Annotated in this window: 15 protein-coding genes and 1 riboswitch; of the genes, 7 read left to right on the top strand and 8 right to left on the bottom strand. The window is 59.3% G+C overall.

What is annotated here, in order from left to right; translation table 11 throughout:
- Nucleotides 1-47 precede the first annotated feature (47 nt).
- Complete coding sequence (locus ACR0KJ_RS09040; protein ID WP_170453388.1) at nt 48-566, top strand: L,D-transpeptidase family protein; 519 nt, start codon at nt 48-50, stop codon at nt 564-566.
- Here the strand turns inward: ACR0KJ_RS09040 and ACR0KJ_RS09045 are convergent.
- From ACR0KJ_RS09045 to cysQ, 7 genes are all read right to left on the bottom strand, one after another.
- Nucleotides 550-1,995: a nodulation protein NodH gene (locus ACR0KJ_RS09045; protein ID WP_480626491.1), complete on the bottom strand. Its 1,446-nt coding sequence runs from the start codon at nt 1,993-1,995 to the stop codon at nt 550-552. The genes ACR0KJ_RS09040 and ACR0KJ_RS09045 overlap by 17 nt on opposite strands.
- Before the next feature lie 6 nt (nt 1,996-2,001).
- Nucleotides 2,002-3,702 carry a DUF5927 domain-containing protein gene (locus ACR0KJ_RS09050; protein WP_170453390.1) on the bottom strand — a complete coding sequence of 567 codons (1,701 nt, stop codon included), beginning with the start codon at nt 3,700-3,702 and terminating at the stop codon, nt 2,002-2,004.
- Nucleotides 3,699-4,685 (bottom strand): glycosyltransferase family 2 protein, encoded by a 987-nt coding sequence (locus tag ACR0KJ_RS09055; RefSeq protein WP_170453690.1) that lies wholly within the window; start codon nt 4,683-4,685, stop codon nt 3,699-3,701. The genes ACR0KJ_RS09050 and ACR0KJ_RS09055 overlap by 4 nt, the downstream gene beginning before the upstream one ends.
- 186 nt (nt 4,686-4,871) lie before the next feature.
- Nucleotides 4,872-5,867, bottom strand: a complete 996-nt coding sequence (locus tag ACR0KJ_RS09060) for a glycosyltransferase family 2 protein (protein WP_170453691.1) — start codon at nt 5,865-5,867, stop codon at nt 4,872-4,874.
- Between the two features lie 55 nt (nt 5,868-5,922).
- Nucleotides 5,923-6,906 carry a UDP-glucose 4-epimerase GalE gene (gene galE, locus ACR0KJ_RS09065; protein ID WP_170453391.1) on the bottom strand — a complete coding sequence of 328 codons (984 nt, stop codon included), beginning with the start codon at nt 6,904-6,906 and terminating at the stop codon, nt 5,923-5,925.
- A gap of 70 nt (nt 6,907-6,976) precedes the next feature.
- Nucleotides 6,977-7,777: a 3-deoxy-manno-octulosonate cytidylyltransferase family protein gene (locus ACR0KJ_RS09070; RefSeq protein ID WP_170453392.1), complete on the bottom strand. Its 801-nt coding sequence runs from the start codon at nt 7,775-7,777 to the stop codon at nt 6,977-6,979.
- Entirely contained in the window at nt 7,777-8,574 is a 798-nt protein-coding gene (cysQ, locus tag ACR0KJ_RS09075) for a 3'(2'),5'-bisphosphate nucleotidase CysQ (RefSeq protein ID WP_170453393.1), read from the bottom strand. The genes ACR0KJ_RS09070 and cysQ overlap by 1 nt, the downstream gene beginning before the upstream one ends.
- 122 nt (nt 8,575-8,696) lie before the next feature.
- On the opposite strand from cysQ, the gene ACR0KJ_RS09080 reads away from it, so the two are divergent.
- Nucleotides 8,697-9,518 carry an ABC-2 transporter permease gene (locus tag ACR0KJ_RS09080; RefSeq protein ID WP_170453394.1) on the top strand — a complete coding sequence of 274 codons (822 nt, stop codon included), beginning with the start codon at nt 8,697-8,699 and terminating at the stop codon, nt 9,516-9,518.
- Here the strand turns inward: ACR0KJ_RS09080 and ACR0KJ_RS09085 are convergent.
- Entirely contained in the window at nt 9,515-10,117 is a 603-nt protein-coding gene (locus ACR0KJ_RS09085) for an alpha-ketoglutarate-dependent dioxygenase AlkB family protein (protein WP_480626492.1), read from the bottom strand. The genes ACR0KJ_RS09080 and ACR0KJ_RS09085 overlap by 4 nt on opposite strands.
- Nucleotides 10,118-10,331: 214 nt before the next feature.
- On the opposite strand from ACR0KJ_RS09085, the gene dnaK reads away from it, so the two are divergent.
- The 5 genes from dnaK to thiS all read left to right on the top strand — a co-directional run bounded on the left by dnaK (nt 10,332) and on the right by thiS (nt 15,833).
- Entirely contained in the window at nt 10,332-12,239 is a 1,908-nt protein-coding gene (dnaK, locus tag ACR0KJ_RS09090) for a molecular chaperone DnaK (RefSeq protein ID WP_170453396.1), read from the top strand.
- Between the two features lie 74 nt (nt 12,240-12,313).
- Nucleotides 12,314-13,459 (top strand): molecular chaperone DnaJ, encoded by a 1,146-nt coding sequence (gene dnaJ, locus ACR0KJ_RS09095; protein WP_480583346.1) that lies wholly within the window; start codon nt 12,314-12,316, stop codon nt 13,457-13,459.
- Nucleotides 13,460-13,725: 266 nt separating this feature from the next.
- A riboswitch (TPP riboswitch) is annotated at nt 13,726-13,832 on the top strand.
- A 45-nt stretch (nt 13,833-13,877) separates the two neighbouring features.
- A complete protein-coding gene (thiD, locus tag ACR0KJ_RS09100) occupies nt 13,878-14,681 on the top strand; it encodes a bifunctional hydroxymethylpyrimidine kinase/phosphomethylpyrimidine kinase (protein WP_480626493.1) in 804 nt (267 codons plus the stop codon).
- A complete protein-coding gene (gene thiO / locus ACR0KJ_RS09105; RefSeq protein WP_480626494.1) occupies nt 14,678-15,655 on the top strand; it encodes a glycine oxidase ThiO in 978 nt (325 codons plus the stop codon). Before thiD ends, thiO begins: the two co-directional genes overlap by 4 nt.
- Nucleotides 15,639-15,833, top strand: coding sequence for a sulfur carrier protein ThiS (gene thiS, locus ACR0KJ_RS09110; RefSeq protein WP_170453400.1), 195 nt, complete (start codon nt 15,639-15,641; stop codon nt 15,831-15,833). The genes thiO and thiS overlap by 17 nt, the downstream gene beginning before the upstream one ends.
- Nucleotides 15,834-15,835: the final 2 nt, after the last annotated feature.

Consider the following 15,835-nt stretch of genomic DNA (forward strand, 5'->3'; position numbering starts at 1 on the left):
GATTTTTTGGCATAATACGCAAAAAAAAGAGCAGCAGGCAGTGAAACATGGATCGTCGAGCATTTGGATTGGGGGCGATGGCAACGCTGAGCCTTTCGGCTTGTGCCTCAGCCAGCCCCAGATTTCTGACCTATAACGGACCCGAGGTGACGTCTCTTGTGGTGAACAAGGGCGCGCGCAAGCTTTATCTTCTGCATAACGAGCAGGTCTTGCGTGACTATGACGTTGATCTGGGTTTTGCGCCCCGGGGCACCAAGACCAAGCGTGGAGATGGTCGCACACCCGAAGGCACCTATCTGATCGACCGCCGCAACCCGCGCAGCCGGTATCATCTGTCTTTGGGGATTTCCTATCCCAACTCGGAAGACATCGCGCAGGCCAAGGCGGCAGGTGTTGATCCGGGCGGTGACATTTTCATTCACGGCCAGCCCAACCTGCGGTCAGAACTGCGGCGCGCGAAAAAGACGCCGGATTGGACAGCGGGTTGTATCGCGGTCAAGAATGACGAGATGGAAGAGATCTACGCGATGGTTGGCCGGGGTACGCTGATCACTCTGCGCCCCTGATCGGTCGCCAATCGCCGAATCCGAATTGCACGAAGTCGCGCTGGTACGTTTCTGCTGCCAGCACCTGCAATTTGGCATCGCAGATTTCGTCCAGGCGATAGGGTTCTTCCGAAGTGCCATTGTTGGGCATTGGCGGGTTTGCGTGGCCCATCCTGCGGGCCAGATCAGGCAGGGCAACGGACAGCTCACCCTCGCGCAGGATCAGGTCGGGCAGGGCGAATTTCGAAACCCCTGCCAGCGCTTCTGATTGGGTGCACCAAGTTGCATCCACCCGGATCGGCGTCTGCCCGGCAAGGTTATGGCGCAGGAAGGTCAGGAAGGCGGAAAACGCCTCATAATGCTGATCCATTGAATAGTTATGCGCACGTATCTGACCGGGGATCGGCAGTTTGAAGCGGTTGCGCAATTGTTTGCGGATGTCCTCGTAACACTCTGGTCCGGTGTTCAGGATATGTCGACAAAAGGCCGTATGCGCGCGCGCCAGCGGGTGGCGCAGCACGGTGAATTTACGGTGTCCGGGCGTGGCGCGCATCCAGTCTTGCACCTCCTGCCGCGAGGGGCTTGTTATCAGGCCATCTGTGCCAACATTGTCCAGCGTGGCCATCCACTGATGAATGACCGGATCGATTCCGCCGTGCACCGGCATATAAAGCAGCCGAGATTTTGGCGCGATCACATACCCTTCAACCGCCGGTCCGCGTTTTGGTTCGAAATACGGGCTGCGGTGCATGGACAGCAGGTCAAGCCCGGACAGGTCGCTCTGCATCTGGTCCGGATTTGTGACCTTGGACAGCGCCGGGATCGGGTTTTGCGGTTTCAGCAGGTCGTCCAACTGGCTTAGGCGCGCCGGAATGCCCAGCCAGTCGGCCAGCCCGTTCAGAACGTCCAACCGGGTCAGATCGTCATAATCGATGTAAAATGCGCTTTGGCCGGTGCGTTGCAGGTGGGTGTGGACCTGATGCAGGAAGCCTTGGCGCTGATCCAGATAGTCCGAGAACTCTGGCCCATCAAACTCGACCTGTGCTTCAATCCGGCGTTTGATGTTCTTCAACTGCCACTGCTTGGTTTTGCGCACGATCTTCAGCGACAGGTAGCTGTCCAGAGGGTTACGCGTCAGAATGATCTTGGCGCAGCGCGGGTCGTTCAGGACAGGGTCAAGCACCCTTGGGTCGTGTTCCTGAAAATAGCGAAAACCGTTCAGATCGCCTGTGTCTGCGCGCATCGCCTCGATCAGCCGCGCCGGATTTTCGTCGCGCTCTTCCAGCGAGATGCCCAGCACGTCCTGCGCTTTGACGCGGCCAATGAAATGAGGATTGAATGCCTCGCCATGGCAGGTGACACCGTCCAGCGCGTTCAGGTTCGACTCCAGCAGGTTCGAACCGGTTCGCATCGCAGCCAATACGATGAAATAGTCAAACTTACGCATCATCGGCGATCACTGCACCAGATAGGGTTTGCGATATGGCTTGGTTTGTGTGCCGAAAACGTCGTCGGCAGGGAAATCCCCCATCAATTGCGGGTGCATGCCCTGGTTCTTCAGGTTTTGCAGGAATTGACCAAAGCCGGACAGATCGACCATGGTCGGCGCTTCCGTCAGGTGACTGGCACCTTGGGTGCCGATCTCATCGATGATTGTCTGCAAAGGCTCCATCGGGGCCTCGATGAAATCGGCCAGGGTCCAGCTGCGCACATTTGCCTTGGTCCAGACCGAGGTCAGAACCTCAAGCTGTTTGCTTTCGATCCGTTGCAGGCGCGCTGCCTCGCACCGGATATCCGCGAAATTCATGTTCGAGCGGAATAGCGGAATGGCCCATGCCCCGGTAATGACCGAGACCTGGGCGTTCTTGTCGCGGGCCATGAACCAGTTGATGGCCTGCGTGTCATTTGGGCCGAACTGAAAACACTGACGCTCACCCCGTGTGTTCCAGATCAGGTTCGACAGGAAAGCGGTCGGGTTGTAGTCCCGAAGGGTGGCGCAATCGCTCAGCGCGCCGTTGGTGATTGTCTGGCCTTGGGCGAACTCGGCCCGATCGGGTCCGAACAAGCGCCCGTGCACCCGTGCCCCGGTGACCGAGGTCAGCCAGGTTTCAAAATCCTCGAACAATTCGCCAAAGCCCTGAAACATGGAATAAGGCGATGAGGTCAGGCCGTTTTCACTGCCATGCCGGGGGAAGCGGCCCTGCATATAAAGACCGTCGCGGCCATGGGTGCGCCGCTCGACCGCTTTGGAAAACACCCGGTCGATCTTGCCGGGGTTCGGCTCGGCCGGTTTCATCGCGCCGGTCTGATCGGTCAGAAAGGCCTGATACAACCGATCCGCCCGCCACCAGATTTTGCGTGCAACAAAACAATCCGACCGGCGCAGCAATTGCAGGTGATCGTCGTAGAAGATATGCGGCCGGCCTTGATAGTCGAACTTGGACAGGGTTAGCGAGCGGCTTTCGATATGTGTCGAATACAGCCGTGCCAGCGTCTGGAAATAGCTTTCATCCGGTATCCAGACCTGCCGGAAATAGCGGTCATAGGTCTTGCGTTTCGGGTCTTGCAGGATCGCGGACAGGGTTTGGCGGGTCAGACACCACCATTGGCTGCCCATATGGGGAACCAGTCCCTCGGGGATACTGCGGCGCAGGCCCAGGCGGCGTTGCAGCTTGACATAGGCATCAAACAATTTGCGCTGCTTACGCCATGAAAACGGAAAGCGCAGCGTGAAGCGTTCGTGATCCAGCCCGCCAATGGTCCAACTGACATCGGCGGTGGTGGCGCTTTCGATGAAATCGACGCGGGGCCGGTCGGACAGGTAGTCAACCAGCTCCTGCACCGGGCGCAGCGGCAGGCAGGCCCCTGAGGACAGGAACACATGCCGCACGTCCGGAAACCGCTCCAACATCAGTTCGGATGCGGCCTGCGATCCGGCAACGATGCCCCAACCGCCCCAGTCGCATTTGTGACGCTCGGAAAACACGATCAGCGGATCATCCGCGCAAGAGGCGACGAATTTCGAGAACACATCGCCCGGCACCTTACGATCCACATGGATCACCACCGGGCATCCCGCTGCCGTCCAATGCCGGGCGACCTGTTCGGCGCGGTCCAATGCGGTATGCACCAGCATGACGATGCCCAAAGAACTCATGCCCAGTTTCCTTTTGACATGAGGCCCAGAATCTCAAGCTGTCGCCAGTTGATATAGGTTTCGGACCAGTCGCACCAGAAGACGGGCTTTTCGTCCAGACCATCGACATAGGCTTTGTATTCGCCCGACCCGCGATAATGCTGACCGCGCTGCAACTCCTCACGCGCCTTGTCGCCCAGCGTGTCGATCAGTTTGGCATGTAGCAACGCGCCACTGGCTTTTTCACCGCCCCATTCGTCATAGACCTGGTTCAAGCCGCGCGGCAGCAGCGAATGGGTCGAGCTGACATAGACATAGCGCCGGTCCCATTTCACCAGAGGGATCTTGTTCAGCGCAGGCGCCTTTGACGGGTTGTCGCGAAAGAACACGCGCGCGCGGGGGCCGCCTTGAATCCACAGGTTCTTATACTCGGGGTTCTTGGTGATCATGTAATTGCCGGCATCAAACCAGCGCGCGATTTCGAACGGGTCCTGCCCTTCGTGATAAGGCTCTGCGTCCACCGGCCCCTGCGGATACATATCGATCAGCATGGTCCCGAAACTGCGCACCGCGCATCCATCCAGCCAATCGGTCAGCGCCCGGATGGGCCGTGTGTCGCAGAAGGGATAGATGAAGAACTCATCGGGATCGACGGTCAGTACCCAGTGTTTATGGGCGTATTTGCGCAGCAAGTAATTCGACCAGTCCAGCCCGAACCCCGCGCGTTTATAGCTGGTCTTTGTTCGCCAGACCGAGACATCGGGTTGTGATTTCAGGAACTCGCAAGTGCCGTCATCGCTGTCATTGTCCACAAACAAAAAATGGTCGATACCCAGTTTGCGGTAGTAGTCCAGAAAAAAGGGCAGGCGTATCTTTTCGTTGCGCACCACGCTCATCAGCAGAATATCTTCGCGGCGAATGGCGGCGGTGTTGTTGCTGACGGGCCCAAGCTCGCGCCGTCGTCTGACGCCGCGCAGGATACGGCGTTTGCGCCGCAACCTCATCCGATACGAGTCCCACAGGCTCACGTGATTATCCAACCTTTGTTTTGCCGCGAGCGTCCTCCGCCCCCCTCAACGTGCAAAAAGGGTCGGGTTAATGCCGATTTATGCCACCTATGCATCTTGCAGGGCAATGGATTTAGAACCGGTTAGCGGTGAACATGGTTTTTATGCACATGTTTTCGCCCATTACGTCCATCCTCCGGCATTCATTAACCCAAGTTGCTGCAATTGTTCCCACCCTGCATAGCGCGTCGATTGAGCGGTCCAAAGGGTCGGGCGATTGATAATCCCATCATAATATGGCCCGAATTGGTCAGGGTCATGAAAATGCTGGCGGCGCTGCTTCTCAATCCGCGACTTCTCGACGATCTCGGGCAGGAATTTTGTGTGGAGCAAGATACCGGAAGGGGCCGAGCCTCCGGGTCCGTCATAGGCTGCGTTCAAGTGCCGGGGCAGGGCCGAGTGGCAGGAATTCACATAGGCGTAGCGGCGGCACCAGCGTATCAGCGGGATCTTGTTCAGGGTCGGAGATCGCTGTCGCGTCGTGGCAAAGAACATGCGTTCACGCGCACCGCCCTGCACCCAAAGATTGCCCGCCGGGCTTTGACGCTGGGCCCGATAAGGCCCGGCATCGAACCAACTCAGTACTGCCGTCGGATCACTTTCGGGGTCATGGCTTTGATCCCCCAACGGACCTTCGGGATACAGGTCCAGCATCAAAGCGCCAAATGCCCCGCGCCCCGTCTGGTCCAGCCATTTTGTCAGATCGTGCAGCGAGCGTGTGTCGTGATGGGCATAGATCAACAACTCATCCGCATCCACCATCAGGCACCAATGGCGATGGCCATGGCGCATTTGGAGCCATGTCAGCCAGTCCAGCCCATAGCGCGAAGCCCGATAGCTTGCATGGGTTTGCCATAGCGAGACATCGGGCTGGTCCAGCAGCAATTCAGCCGAGCCATCATCGCTGCCATTGTCCACGATCAGAAAGTGATCGATCCCGAGGCTGCGATAATGGTGCAGAAACCAGGGCAGGCGCGTGATTTCGTTGCGCAGCGTGGTGAAGGCCAGAATGCTGCCGCGCGTGATCTTGTCGGTCTGATCGTTCGCGCTGCTCAGTTGATGTCGGCTGCGCCAAGCGCGCATTAGCAGACGGCGGCGTTTCCAGCGCAGACGGTACATCTGGGCCCATCCGATTTGGGGCAGGGTCTGTACCGATGCGCTGGTCAACCGGGCCTCATTGCTCGTAATGGCCGTTCTGATGCCAGCGCCATGCGTCGGCGATCATCGTCTCTAACGTTGACCTTTTGGGCTTCCACCCCAACTCGGCCTCTGCCCGGACAGAGCCGGAAACCAGTTTGGTGCAATCGCCTTCGCGGCGCGCCCCGACCGTATAGGGCACGGCGCGGTTGGTGACGGCCTTGGAATGCTCGATCACTTCCAAAACCGAAAAGCCCGAGCCGGTGCCAAGGTTGAAGACCCGGCTGCCCTTGCCCTCTTCCAGCCAGTTCAAACCCAGCACATGCGCGTCAACCAGATCGCAGACATGGACATAGTCGCGGATACAGGTGCCGTCCGGCGTGTCGTAATCGGTACCGAAAACGGTCAGTCCGTCCCGTTTGCCGTCAATTGCGTCCAGCATCAGCGGCACCAGATGGGTTTCAGGGCGGTGAAACTCACCCACTTCGCCATCCGGGTCCGCGCCCGCGACGTTGAAATACCGGAAGATTACGTGGCGCAGCCCATGCGCGGCCTCGAAATCGTGCAGAATATCCTCGATCGCGCGCTTGGACGCGCCATAGGCGTTCAGCGGGTGCTGCGAGGTTGTCTCGTCCAGCACCACATTGTCATGCTCACCATAAGTGGCGCAGGTTGATGAGAACACAAAGTCCAGACACCCTGCCGCAACCGCGGCCTCGATCAGCGTCAGGGAACCGGTGACGTTGTTGGACCAGTATTTTCCCGGCTCTTTCATCGCCTCACCCACCTGGCTGAGCGCGGCGAAATGCATCACCGCCACGGGCTGGTGTTTGGCGAACACTTCGTCCAGCCGGGCACGGTCCAGCAGGTCGCCCTGTTCGAACGGACCGAATTTGACCGCATCCTGCCAGCCGGTGATCAGATTGTCATAGGTGACGGGCACATACCCGGCCTGTGACAACGCCTTGCAGGCATGGGATCCGATATAGCCAGCGCCACCGGTGACAAGAACAGTTTTCATATGCGATCCGTAAGGTCAGAGTTGGAGGTTCCTACGCCATGGCAGGTGCAAAGGTCATGGGGAAAAGAGGTCACTCCAGACCCATAGCGGCCATCATCTCTTCGATCTTTGGTACGTCCTGCGGGTTGTTCAGCTCCCAGAACTGGCGGCCTTTGGCTTCGACCTCGACGCACAGAACCTTGCGCCCGTTTTCCATGAAGCGCAGCTGTTCCAGACCTTCCAGCTGTTCCAGCGGTCCGGTTGGCCAGCCGGGATAAGCAGCCAGCGCATCGGGGCGATAGGCATAGACGCCGACGTGATGAAAGACCGGGGTGGGTGCGCCGCCTTCATAGGTTTCGGCTGTGAACGGCACGACTTCTTTCGAGAAATACAGCGCGCTGTTGTCGCGCGCGAAAACGGCTGTAGTGCCGCCGACGCGCCCATGTTTGCGGTCGTTCAGCAAACTGTTCAGCGCATCGCCATCACAGCGCAGAACCGGGGTGGCCACACCCGCATCAGGCGCCGCGCGCAGGCCCGAGATCAGATCCTCGACAAACCAATGCGGCGTCAAAGGTGCATCGCCTTGCAGGTTCACGACGATCTCATAGCCACCGCCCAGTGCGGCATGTGCTTCGGCGCAGCGTTCGGTGCCGTTCTGGCATGCCTCGGAAGTCATGACGACTTCGGCCCCGAAGGCCTCGGCGGCCTCGCGGATACGGTCGTCATCGGTGGCAACAACCACCTTGTCGACGCCCGAGACGGAACAGGCCGCGCGCCAGGACCGTTCGATCAGTGTCATCGCCTTACCGGTCGCACCGGTCAACGGAACCAGAGGCTTGCCGGGATACCGGGTCGAGGCATAGCGGGCGGGAATGGCGATCAGAACAGACATCAGGCTTCCTTCAACTCAACACCCGGAGCGTAGGCGATAAAGAACGGATTTGCATAGCCGTCCTTGCCATAGGTCAGCGGGGAATGGTCGTCAAAGCGAACCACCTGACCGCCCGCGCCCGTCAGCACCGCGTGACCGGCGGCGGTGTCCCACTCCATCGTGCGCCCGACACGGGGGTAAAGATCAGCCTCACCCGTTGCCACCAGACAGAATTTCAGCGACGAGCCCGCGCTTTTGCTGTCCTGCACCTGATATTTGTTGATGTAATCCTCGGTCGCCTGATCCCGGTGCGATTTGGAGGCGACGATCAAAAGCGCCGAATTGTCCGGCTCAGAGACTGATATTGCGGTCAGATCGCCGGGCTGGTCCTTATCCAGCGCACCGGTTTCCTCGACCGATTGGCCATCGGCTTGCGTGTAGAACATGCGCCCCTTGGCTGGCGCGTAAACAACGCCCCGCGTCGGAAGCCCGTTTTCGACCAGGGCAATATTGACCGTGAAATCCCCACGCCGGTTGATGAATTCCTTGGTGCCATCCAGCGGATCGACGATCAGGAAAGTGTCACCTTTCTCGGAATGCGAGGCGGCTTGCTCCTCGGTCACCAGCAGAATATCGGGAAACGCTGCGCGCAGCCCGGCCGAGATCAGGGCATCTGCGGCCTCATCCGCTTCGGTCACGGGGCTGGCGTCAGATTTGACCTTTACGTCGAAATCATCCGAGTTGTAGATCTCCATGATCTTGTCGCCTGCTTCCAGGGCCAGACGTCGGATGACGGGGATAAGCGCGTCGTAGGTCACAAAAAAGCTCCGTTTACGTGGTTTGTTGATCCAAATCTCTGACGGACTTATGATGTGCCGGTTACCGAACGGCAAGGTATTCGTGCCAGATTGACGGCAGCAAAACGGGAAAGACCCTTCGAGTGTTTTATTTTAGGCGTAACCAAACGCTGCTGAGCGGTGCGTTCACCACAGCCGAACTGGTGTTCCACGCCGTGGTGCGCAGCGTGCGCGCGCGGCATTCCAACGCGGTTATTGCGATCCTGATCAACATTTTGCAGGTCGTTCTGATGGCTTCGGTGTTTTACCTGATCATGTCCTTCATGGGTACACGCGTCGCCAAAATCCGGGGCGAATTTGTCCTGTATGTTTTGTCAGGTGTTTTCCTGTTCATGACGCATATTCAATCGGTTGGCAGCATTTCGAAACTTGGCGGCAAGAACAGTCCGATGATGCTGCACTCGCCCATGAACCCGATGGTCATGATCCTGGCCGCCGCGTTCGGCACGCTTTACAAGCAATTGATGTCAGTTCTGGTGATCCTGTTCGTCTACAGCCTGGCGGTCGCGCCGCTTGAGGTTCAGGATCCCGGCGGCGCGTTTGGGATGTTCATTCTGTCCTGGTTCACCGGCTGTTCGGTTGGTTTGGTGTTTATGGCCTTAACCCCATGGTTTCCGACGGCCGCCGGGATGCTCAGCAACATTTACCGCCGTCTGAACATGGTGTTTTCCGGTAAGATGTTCATTGCCAACGCATTGGGCGGAAGCGTTCTGTTGATGTTTGCGTGGAACCCTCTTTTTCACCTGATCGATCAGTGTCGGGGCTTCGTGTTTCGCAACTATTTCCCCCGCAACACCAGTTGGGAATACGCGTTGTGGGTTGGAATAGCGCTGCTGATGATCGGTTTGCTGGGCGAGTTTTTTTCCCGCAAGCACATGTCCCAAAGCTGGAACGCCCGCCGTTAGGTTGCCATGCGCATCGTCAGGTTGATCCGTCCGCCTTTGGGCAACAACCGCGATGATCCGGGCCGGATGCGATCAACGCCGTGATAGGTCAGCCGGGCCGGGCCGCCCATGATGACGACGTCGCCCGAACTCAGCCAGATCGATTCCGTCTTGCCGCCGCGTGTCGTATTGCCGATCCGGAACAGCGCGTCGTCGCCCAGTGACACGGACAGAACGGGCCAGGAAAAATCAGCCTCATCTTTGTCCTGATGCAGCCCCATCTTTGCGTCCTCGTCATAGTAATTGATCAGGCAACAATCGGGCGCGCGATCCGGGCTGACCAGATCGCGCCAGATGGTCAGAACCGCCTCGGGTATGGCAGGCCATTTGGCGCCTTTGGGGTGGCGATCCTGATAGCGATAGCCCGATCTGTCGGTGACCCAACCCAGATCCCCGGCCGAGGTCATGCGCACGGACATCTCTTTCCCCGACGGCGTCACGGGCCGGAACAGCGGCGCGGCTTTCAGAATCGGGCGCAGCGCTTCGATCACCCGGGTCTGCTCGGCGCTGTCCAGATACCCTTTCCTGATGTCGAACCCCCGCAAAAGCAGCCGCGCCATCCCAGATTCCCCATTCCTTACTTAATCCTTGCCCAAAAAGGCCGCAGATTCGCGAAAAGCTGCGATTCAGAGTGCTTGCAGGCCTCTGGTCCGGCCCTTATATACGCCGGGACGCGCGTTGGTGTAGTGCTGTCGCGCACATCAGATCGGGGACAGGATGCCATAACGGGTCCGGCCCTCGGGACATCGCCTTGAAGAGAAAGGGATTGCAAAAATGGGAAAAGTCATCGGGATTGACCTCGGTACCACAAACTCGTGCGTGGCCATCATGGACGGCTCGCAGCCGAAGGTCATCGAAAACGCCGAAGGGGCGCGGACCACGCCCTCGATCGTCGCCTTCACCGAAGAAGAGCGTCTGGTCGGTCAGCCTGCGAAACGTCAGGCGGTCACCAACCCCGACAACACGATCTTTGGCGTCAAGCGCCTGATCGGTCGTCGTGTGGATGATGCAGAAGTCGAAAAAGACAAGAAAATGGTGCCCTACGCCATCGTCGATGGCGGCAATGGCGACGCGTGGGTCGAAGCCCGCGGTGAAAAATACTCCCCAAGCCAGATTTCGGCCTTCACTCTGGGCAAGATGAAGGAAACCGCCGAGAGCTATCTGGGTGAGGACGTCACGCAGGCGGTTATCACCGTTCCCGCCTATTTCAACGACGCACAGCGTCAGGCCACCAAAGACGCCGGCAAAATCGCCGGTCTCGAAGTGCTGCGGATCATCAACGAACCGACCGCGGCCGCGCTGGCCTATGGTCTGGACAAGGAAGACACCCAAACCATCGCGGTTTATGACCTTGGTGGTGGTACCTTCGACGTGACCATTCTGGAAATCGACGACGGGTTGTTCGAGGTCAAATCGACCAACGGTGACACCTTCCTGGGTGGTGAAGACTTTGACATGCGCATCGTCAACTACCTGGCGGATGAGTTCAAAAAGGAACACGGTGTCGATCTGAGCCAGGACAAGATGGCTCTGCAGCGTCTGAAAGAAGCCGCTGAAAAGGCCAAGATCGAACTGTCCTCGACCTCGCAGACCGAGATCAACCAGCCGTTCATCTCGATGGGTTCGAACGGTCAGCCGCTGCACATGGTCATGAAACTGACCCGTGCCAAGCTGGAATCGCTGGTGGGCGATCTGATCAAGAAATCGATGAAGCCCTGCGCCGCCGCGCTGAAAGACGCCGGCTTGTCGGCGGGCGACGTCGATGAGGTTGTTCTGGTCGGTGGTATGACCCGGATGCCGAAAGTGATCGAAGAGGTCACCAAATTCTTCGGCAAAGAGCCGCACAAGGGGGTGAACCCGGACGAAGTGGTCGCCATGGGCGCCGCCATTCAGGCCGGTGTTCTGCAGGGCGACGTCAAGGATGTTGTTCTGCTGGACGTGACCCCGCTGTCGCTGGGGATTGAAACTCTGGGCGGCGTGTTCACCCGTCTGATCGACCGCAACACGACCATCCCGACGAAAAAGTCTCAGGTCTTCTCGACCGCCGAAGACAACCAGAACGCCGTGACCATCCGCGTGTTCCAGGGTGAGCGTGAAATGGCCTCGGACAACAAGATCCTGGGTCAGTTCAACCTTGAAGACATCCCGCCCGCACCGCGCGGTATGCCGCAGATCGAGGTGACGTTTGACATCGACGCCAACGGCATTGTCTCGGTTTCGGCCAAGGACAAAGGCACCGGCAAAGAGCAGAAGATCACCATCCAGGCATCTGGCGGCCTGTCCGACGAGGACATCGAAAAGATGGTCAAGGACGCCGAAGAGAACGCGGAAGCCGACAAGGAACGCCGCGAGCTGGTCGATGCCAAGAACCAGGCGGAAAGCCTCATCCACTCGACCGAAAAGTCGATGGAAGAGCATGCCGACAAGGTTGACCCGACCACCATCGAAGCCATCGAGTTGGCAATTGCCGCGCTGAAGGACGAGCTGGAGACCGAAAATGCCGACAAGATCAAGTCGGGCATTCAGAACGTGACCGAAGCCGCCATGAAGCTGGGCGAAGCCATCTACAAGGCGCAAGCCGAAGAGGGCGAAGAAGAACCGGCAGCAGCAGATGCCGCGCCGGGCGATGATGACATTGTCGACGCCGAGTTCGAAGATCTGGACGACGACAAGCGTAACTAACGAGCAACCGGGCCAATGCGGGCCGGTCCGGTTGCCGGGCCGGCCCGATTACGTTGAGGCAGAAGGAAACACTGATGTCAAAACGCGACTACTACGATGTGCTCGGCGTGACCAAGGGCGCATCGGCGGACGAGATCAAAAAGGGTTTTCGCAAGAAAGCCAAAGAGTTGCATCCCGACCGCAACAAGGACAACCCGGATGCCGAGGCGCAGTTCAAGGAAGCCAACGAGGCTTATGACGTGCTGCGCGACGCCGACAAGAAAGCGGCCTATGACCGGTTTGGTCATGCCGCATTCGAAAACGGTATGGGCGGCGGTGGCCGTCCCGGCGGCGGCTTTGGTCAGGGCGATTTTTCCAGCGCGTTCTCGGACGTTTTCGACGATCTGTTCGGCGATTTCATGGGTGGGCAGCGGGGCGGTGGCGGACGTCGCGCGGCGCGTGGTTCGGACCTGCGCTATAATCTGCGCGTATCGTTGGAAGAGGCTTACGCGGGGCTGCAGAAAACCATCAACGTGCCCGCCGCAGTGGCGTGTTCGTCCTGTGAAGGCACGGGTGCCGAAGGCGGCGCAGAGCCCACCACCTGTCCGACCTGTTCCGGCATGGGCAAGGTTCGCGCGCAGCAGGGGTTCTTTACCGTTGAACGCACCTGCCCGACCTGTTCGGGATTGGGCCAGATCATCAAGAACCCATGCAAATCCTGCAATGGCGCGGGCCGTGTCGAAAAAGAACGCGCCCTGTCGGTGAACATCCCTGCCGGTGTTGAAACCGGTACCCGTATCCGCTTGGCCGGTGAAGGCGAAGCCGGAATGCGCGGTGGCCCTCCGGGTGATCTCTATATTTTTGTAGAGGTTTCGGATCACAAGCTGTTCGAACGCGACAGCGTGAACCTTTACTGCCGCGTGCCGGTCAGCATGGCCAAGGCCGCGCTGGGTGGATCGATCGAAGTTCCAACCATCGATGGTGGTCGCGGTCGGGTGCAAATCCCGGCAGGCAGCCAGTCGGGCCGTCAGATGCGTCTGCGCGGCAAGGGCATGCCCGCCCTTCGCGGTGGCGGTGTTGGCGACATGTTCATCGAACTGGCCGTGGAAACTCCGGTCAACCTGACCAGCCGTCAGAAAGAGCTCTTGCGTGAGTTTGATGATCTGGGGGAAGATAACCACCCGGAATCCAAAAGCTTTTTCTCGTCCGTCAAGTCCTTTTGGGACGGGATGAAGGGTTAAGGCGGACTGCCTCTATTGGGGCGGTCGTCCGCTATTGGGGGCTCTGCCCCCGCCGCCCGTACCGGGCGTCTCCCCCGAGATATTTGTAGCCAGATGAAGCAAGGGATCCTTTATTCATCTGGCCCAAAATACCTCGGAGCGCGAGGCAGAGCCTCGCATTTTCCCCCGCAATTCAAACGCCGCTTTGGTCTTAACCTCTTGCCCAAAGTGGCCTTATGACCTGTGGATTGGCGCTTGATTTCCAGCGCCTGCCCTGAGATTGTCCGCGTCAACCGTTGGGGTGCCCTGATCAAAGGGCTGAGAGGCGTGTATGCGCTAACCCATCGAACCTGATCCGGGCAATACCGGCGTAGGGAACGGTCTAACGCATACAGACGTTTTCCATGCCCGCGTTGCCCCCAAAAGATGGAGCGACGACGTGGCAGCAATTGCCCTGACCATAGCAGGATCCGACAGCGGCGGCGGCGCGGGGATTCAGGCCGATCTGAAGGCGATGTCGGCTTTGGGTGTTTACGGCTCCAGCGTCATCACCGCAGTCACGGCGCAGAACACGCGGGCGGTTACGGCAGTGCACGGTATCCCGCCGGACGTGATCGCCGCGCAGGTCGAGGCGGTGCTGACCGATCTGAACGTTGGCGCGATCAAGATCGGCATGCTGGCAACGCCTGAAATTATCCAAACCGTCGCGGGAGCACTATCGGGGTTTGACGTCCCCATCGTTTTGGATCCGGTGATGATTGCGAAATCCGGCGACGCCTTGCTGGCGGACGCGGCTGTGCAGACCCTCCGTGACGTCCTGTTGCCCCGCGCGAGTGTTTTGACACCGAACCTGCCCGAGGCGGCTTGCCTGCTGGATCAGAAAGCTGCGGTGTCGCGAAGCGAGATGATCGAACAGGGCAAGGCGCTGTGCGCAATGGGAGCGCGCACGGTTCTGATGAAGGGTGGCCATGGCACAGGTGACATCTGCCACGATGTGCTGATCGGTGAAACAGGTGTTGTGGCCGAGTTTCAGGCACCAAGGCAAAACACCAGAAACACGCATGGAACGGGTTGCACCCTGTCCTCGGCGATTGCGGCCGGTTTGGCAAAGGGTTTGGCGCTGCCCGAGGCGGTGGCCGAAGCGCATGACTATCTGCAAGGCGCGATTGCGCGGGCGGATGAGTTGAATGTCGGATCGGGGCACGGGCCGGTGCATCACTTTCACCGGGTTTGGCCCGCGTGACGCACTGGTCTGTCATAGGGGCCGGGGTTGCCGGATTGGCCGTTGCCAGCGAGCTGGCCTCGCGCGGCGAACGGGTGCAGGTCTTTGACCCCGCTGGCCCGCCCGGTCCGCATGGGTGTTCGTGGTGGGCGGGCGGCATGCTGGCCCCGTGGTGCGAATACGAAAACGCCGAGGAACCCGTTTTGCGGTTGGGTCAGATGGCCATTGCCTGGTGGGCGGAGCGAACGCAGGTGCATCGCAATGGCACTCTGGTCGTGGCGAATGCCAGGGATGTGCCGGACTTGCGCCGCTTCGCGCGTCGGACCGAAGCGTTTACCGAAGTAGATCGTGCGAAATTGTCTGAATTAGAGCCTGATTTGTATGGATTCGGACAGGGCTTGTTTTTTGAAGGGGAGGCTCACCTTGATCCACGACAGGCGCTGCATGACCTGTACCGCAATCTCAAGGAACAGGGTGTCGAATTCCGCAACGATCACGCGCCTGCGCAGTTGGATAACCTCATCGACTGCCGCGGGCTGACGGCGCGGGATGTGTTGCAGGACCTGCGCGGCGTGAAGGGCGAGATGCTGGTCGTGCGCTGCCCTGACGTGACCCTGACGCGTCCGGTTCGTCTGCTGCATCCGCGTATCCCGCTTTATATCGTGCCGCGTGGCGATGGCATCTACATGCTGGGTGCCACGATGATCGAAAGCGAAGACAGCAGCCGTATCACGGCCCGGTCGATGCTGGAGCTGCTCAGCGCCGCCTATGCGCTGAACCCTGCATTTGGCGAGGCCGAGGTGCTGGAAATTGGCGTCGATCTGCGCCCCGCCTTCCCGGACAACCTGCCGCGCATTCGGCGTCTGGGCGGGACGATCTATGCCAACGGGCTCTACCGTCACGGCTATTTGCTGGCCCCGGCGCTGGCGCAGGGCGTGGCCGATCTGGCGTTGGACAACAAACAGTCGGAGATGGTCGATGAAGATTGTGCTTAACGGTGAACCCAAGAACGTGATGGCCGTCACTTTGGCCGAGTTGTTGGAGGAGTGCGGTTTCTCGGGCCGCGTTGCGACGGCGGTGAATGAAGAATTTGTGCCCTCGGGCTTGCGCTTCGCCCATGCTTTGAACGAAGGCGACCGGGTCGAAATCCTGTCGCCGATGCAGGGGGGCTGAGG

Source organism: Ruegeria sp. AD6 (assembly GCF_056542325.1).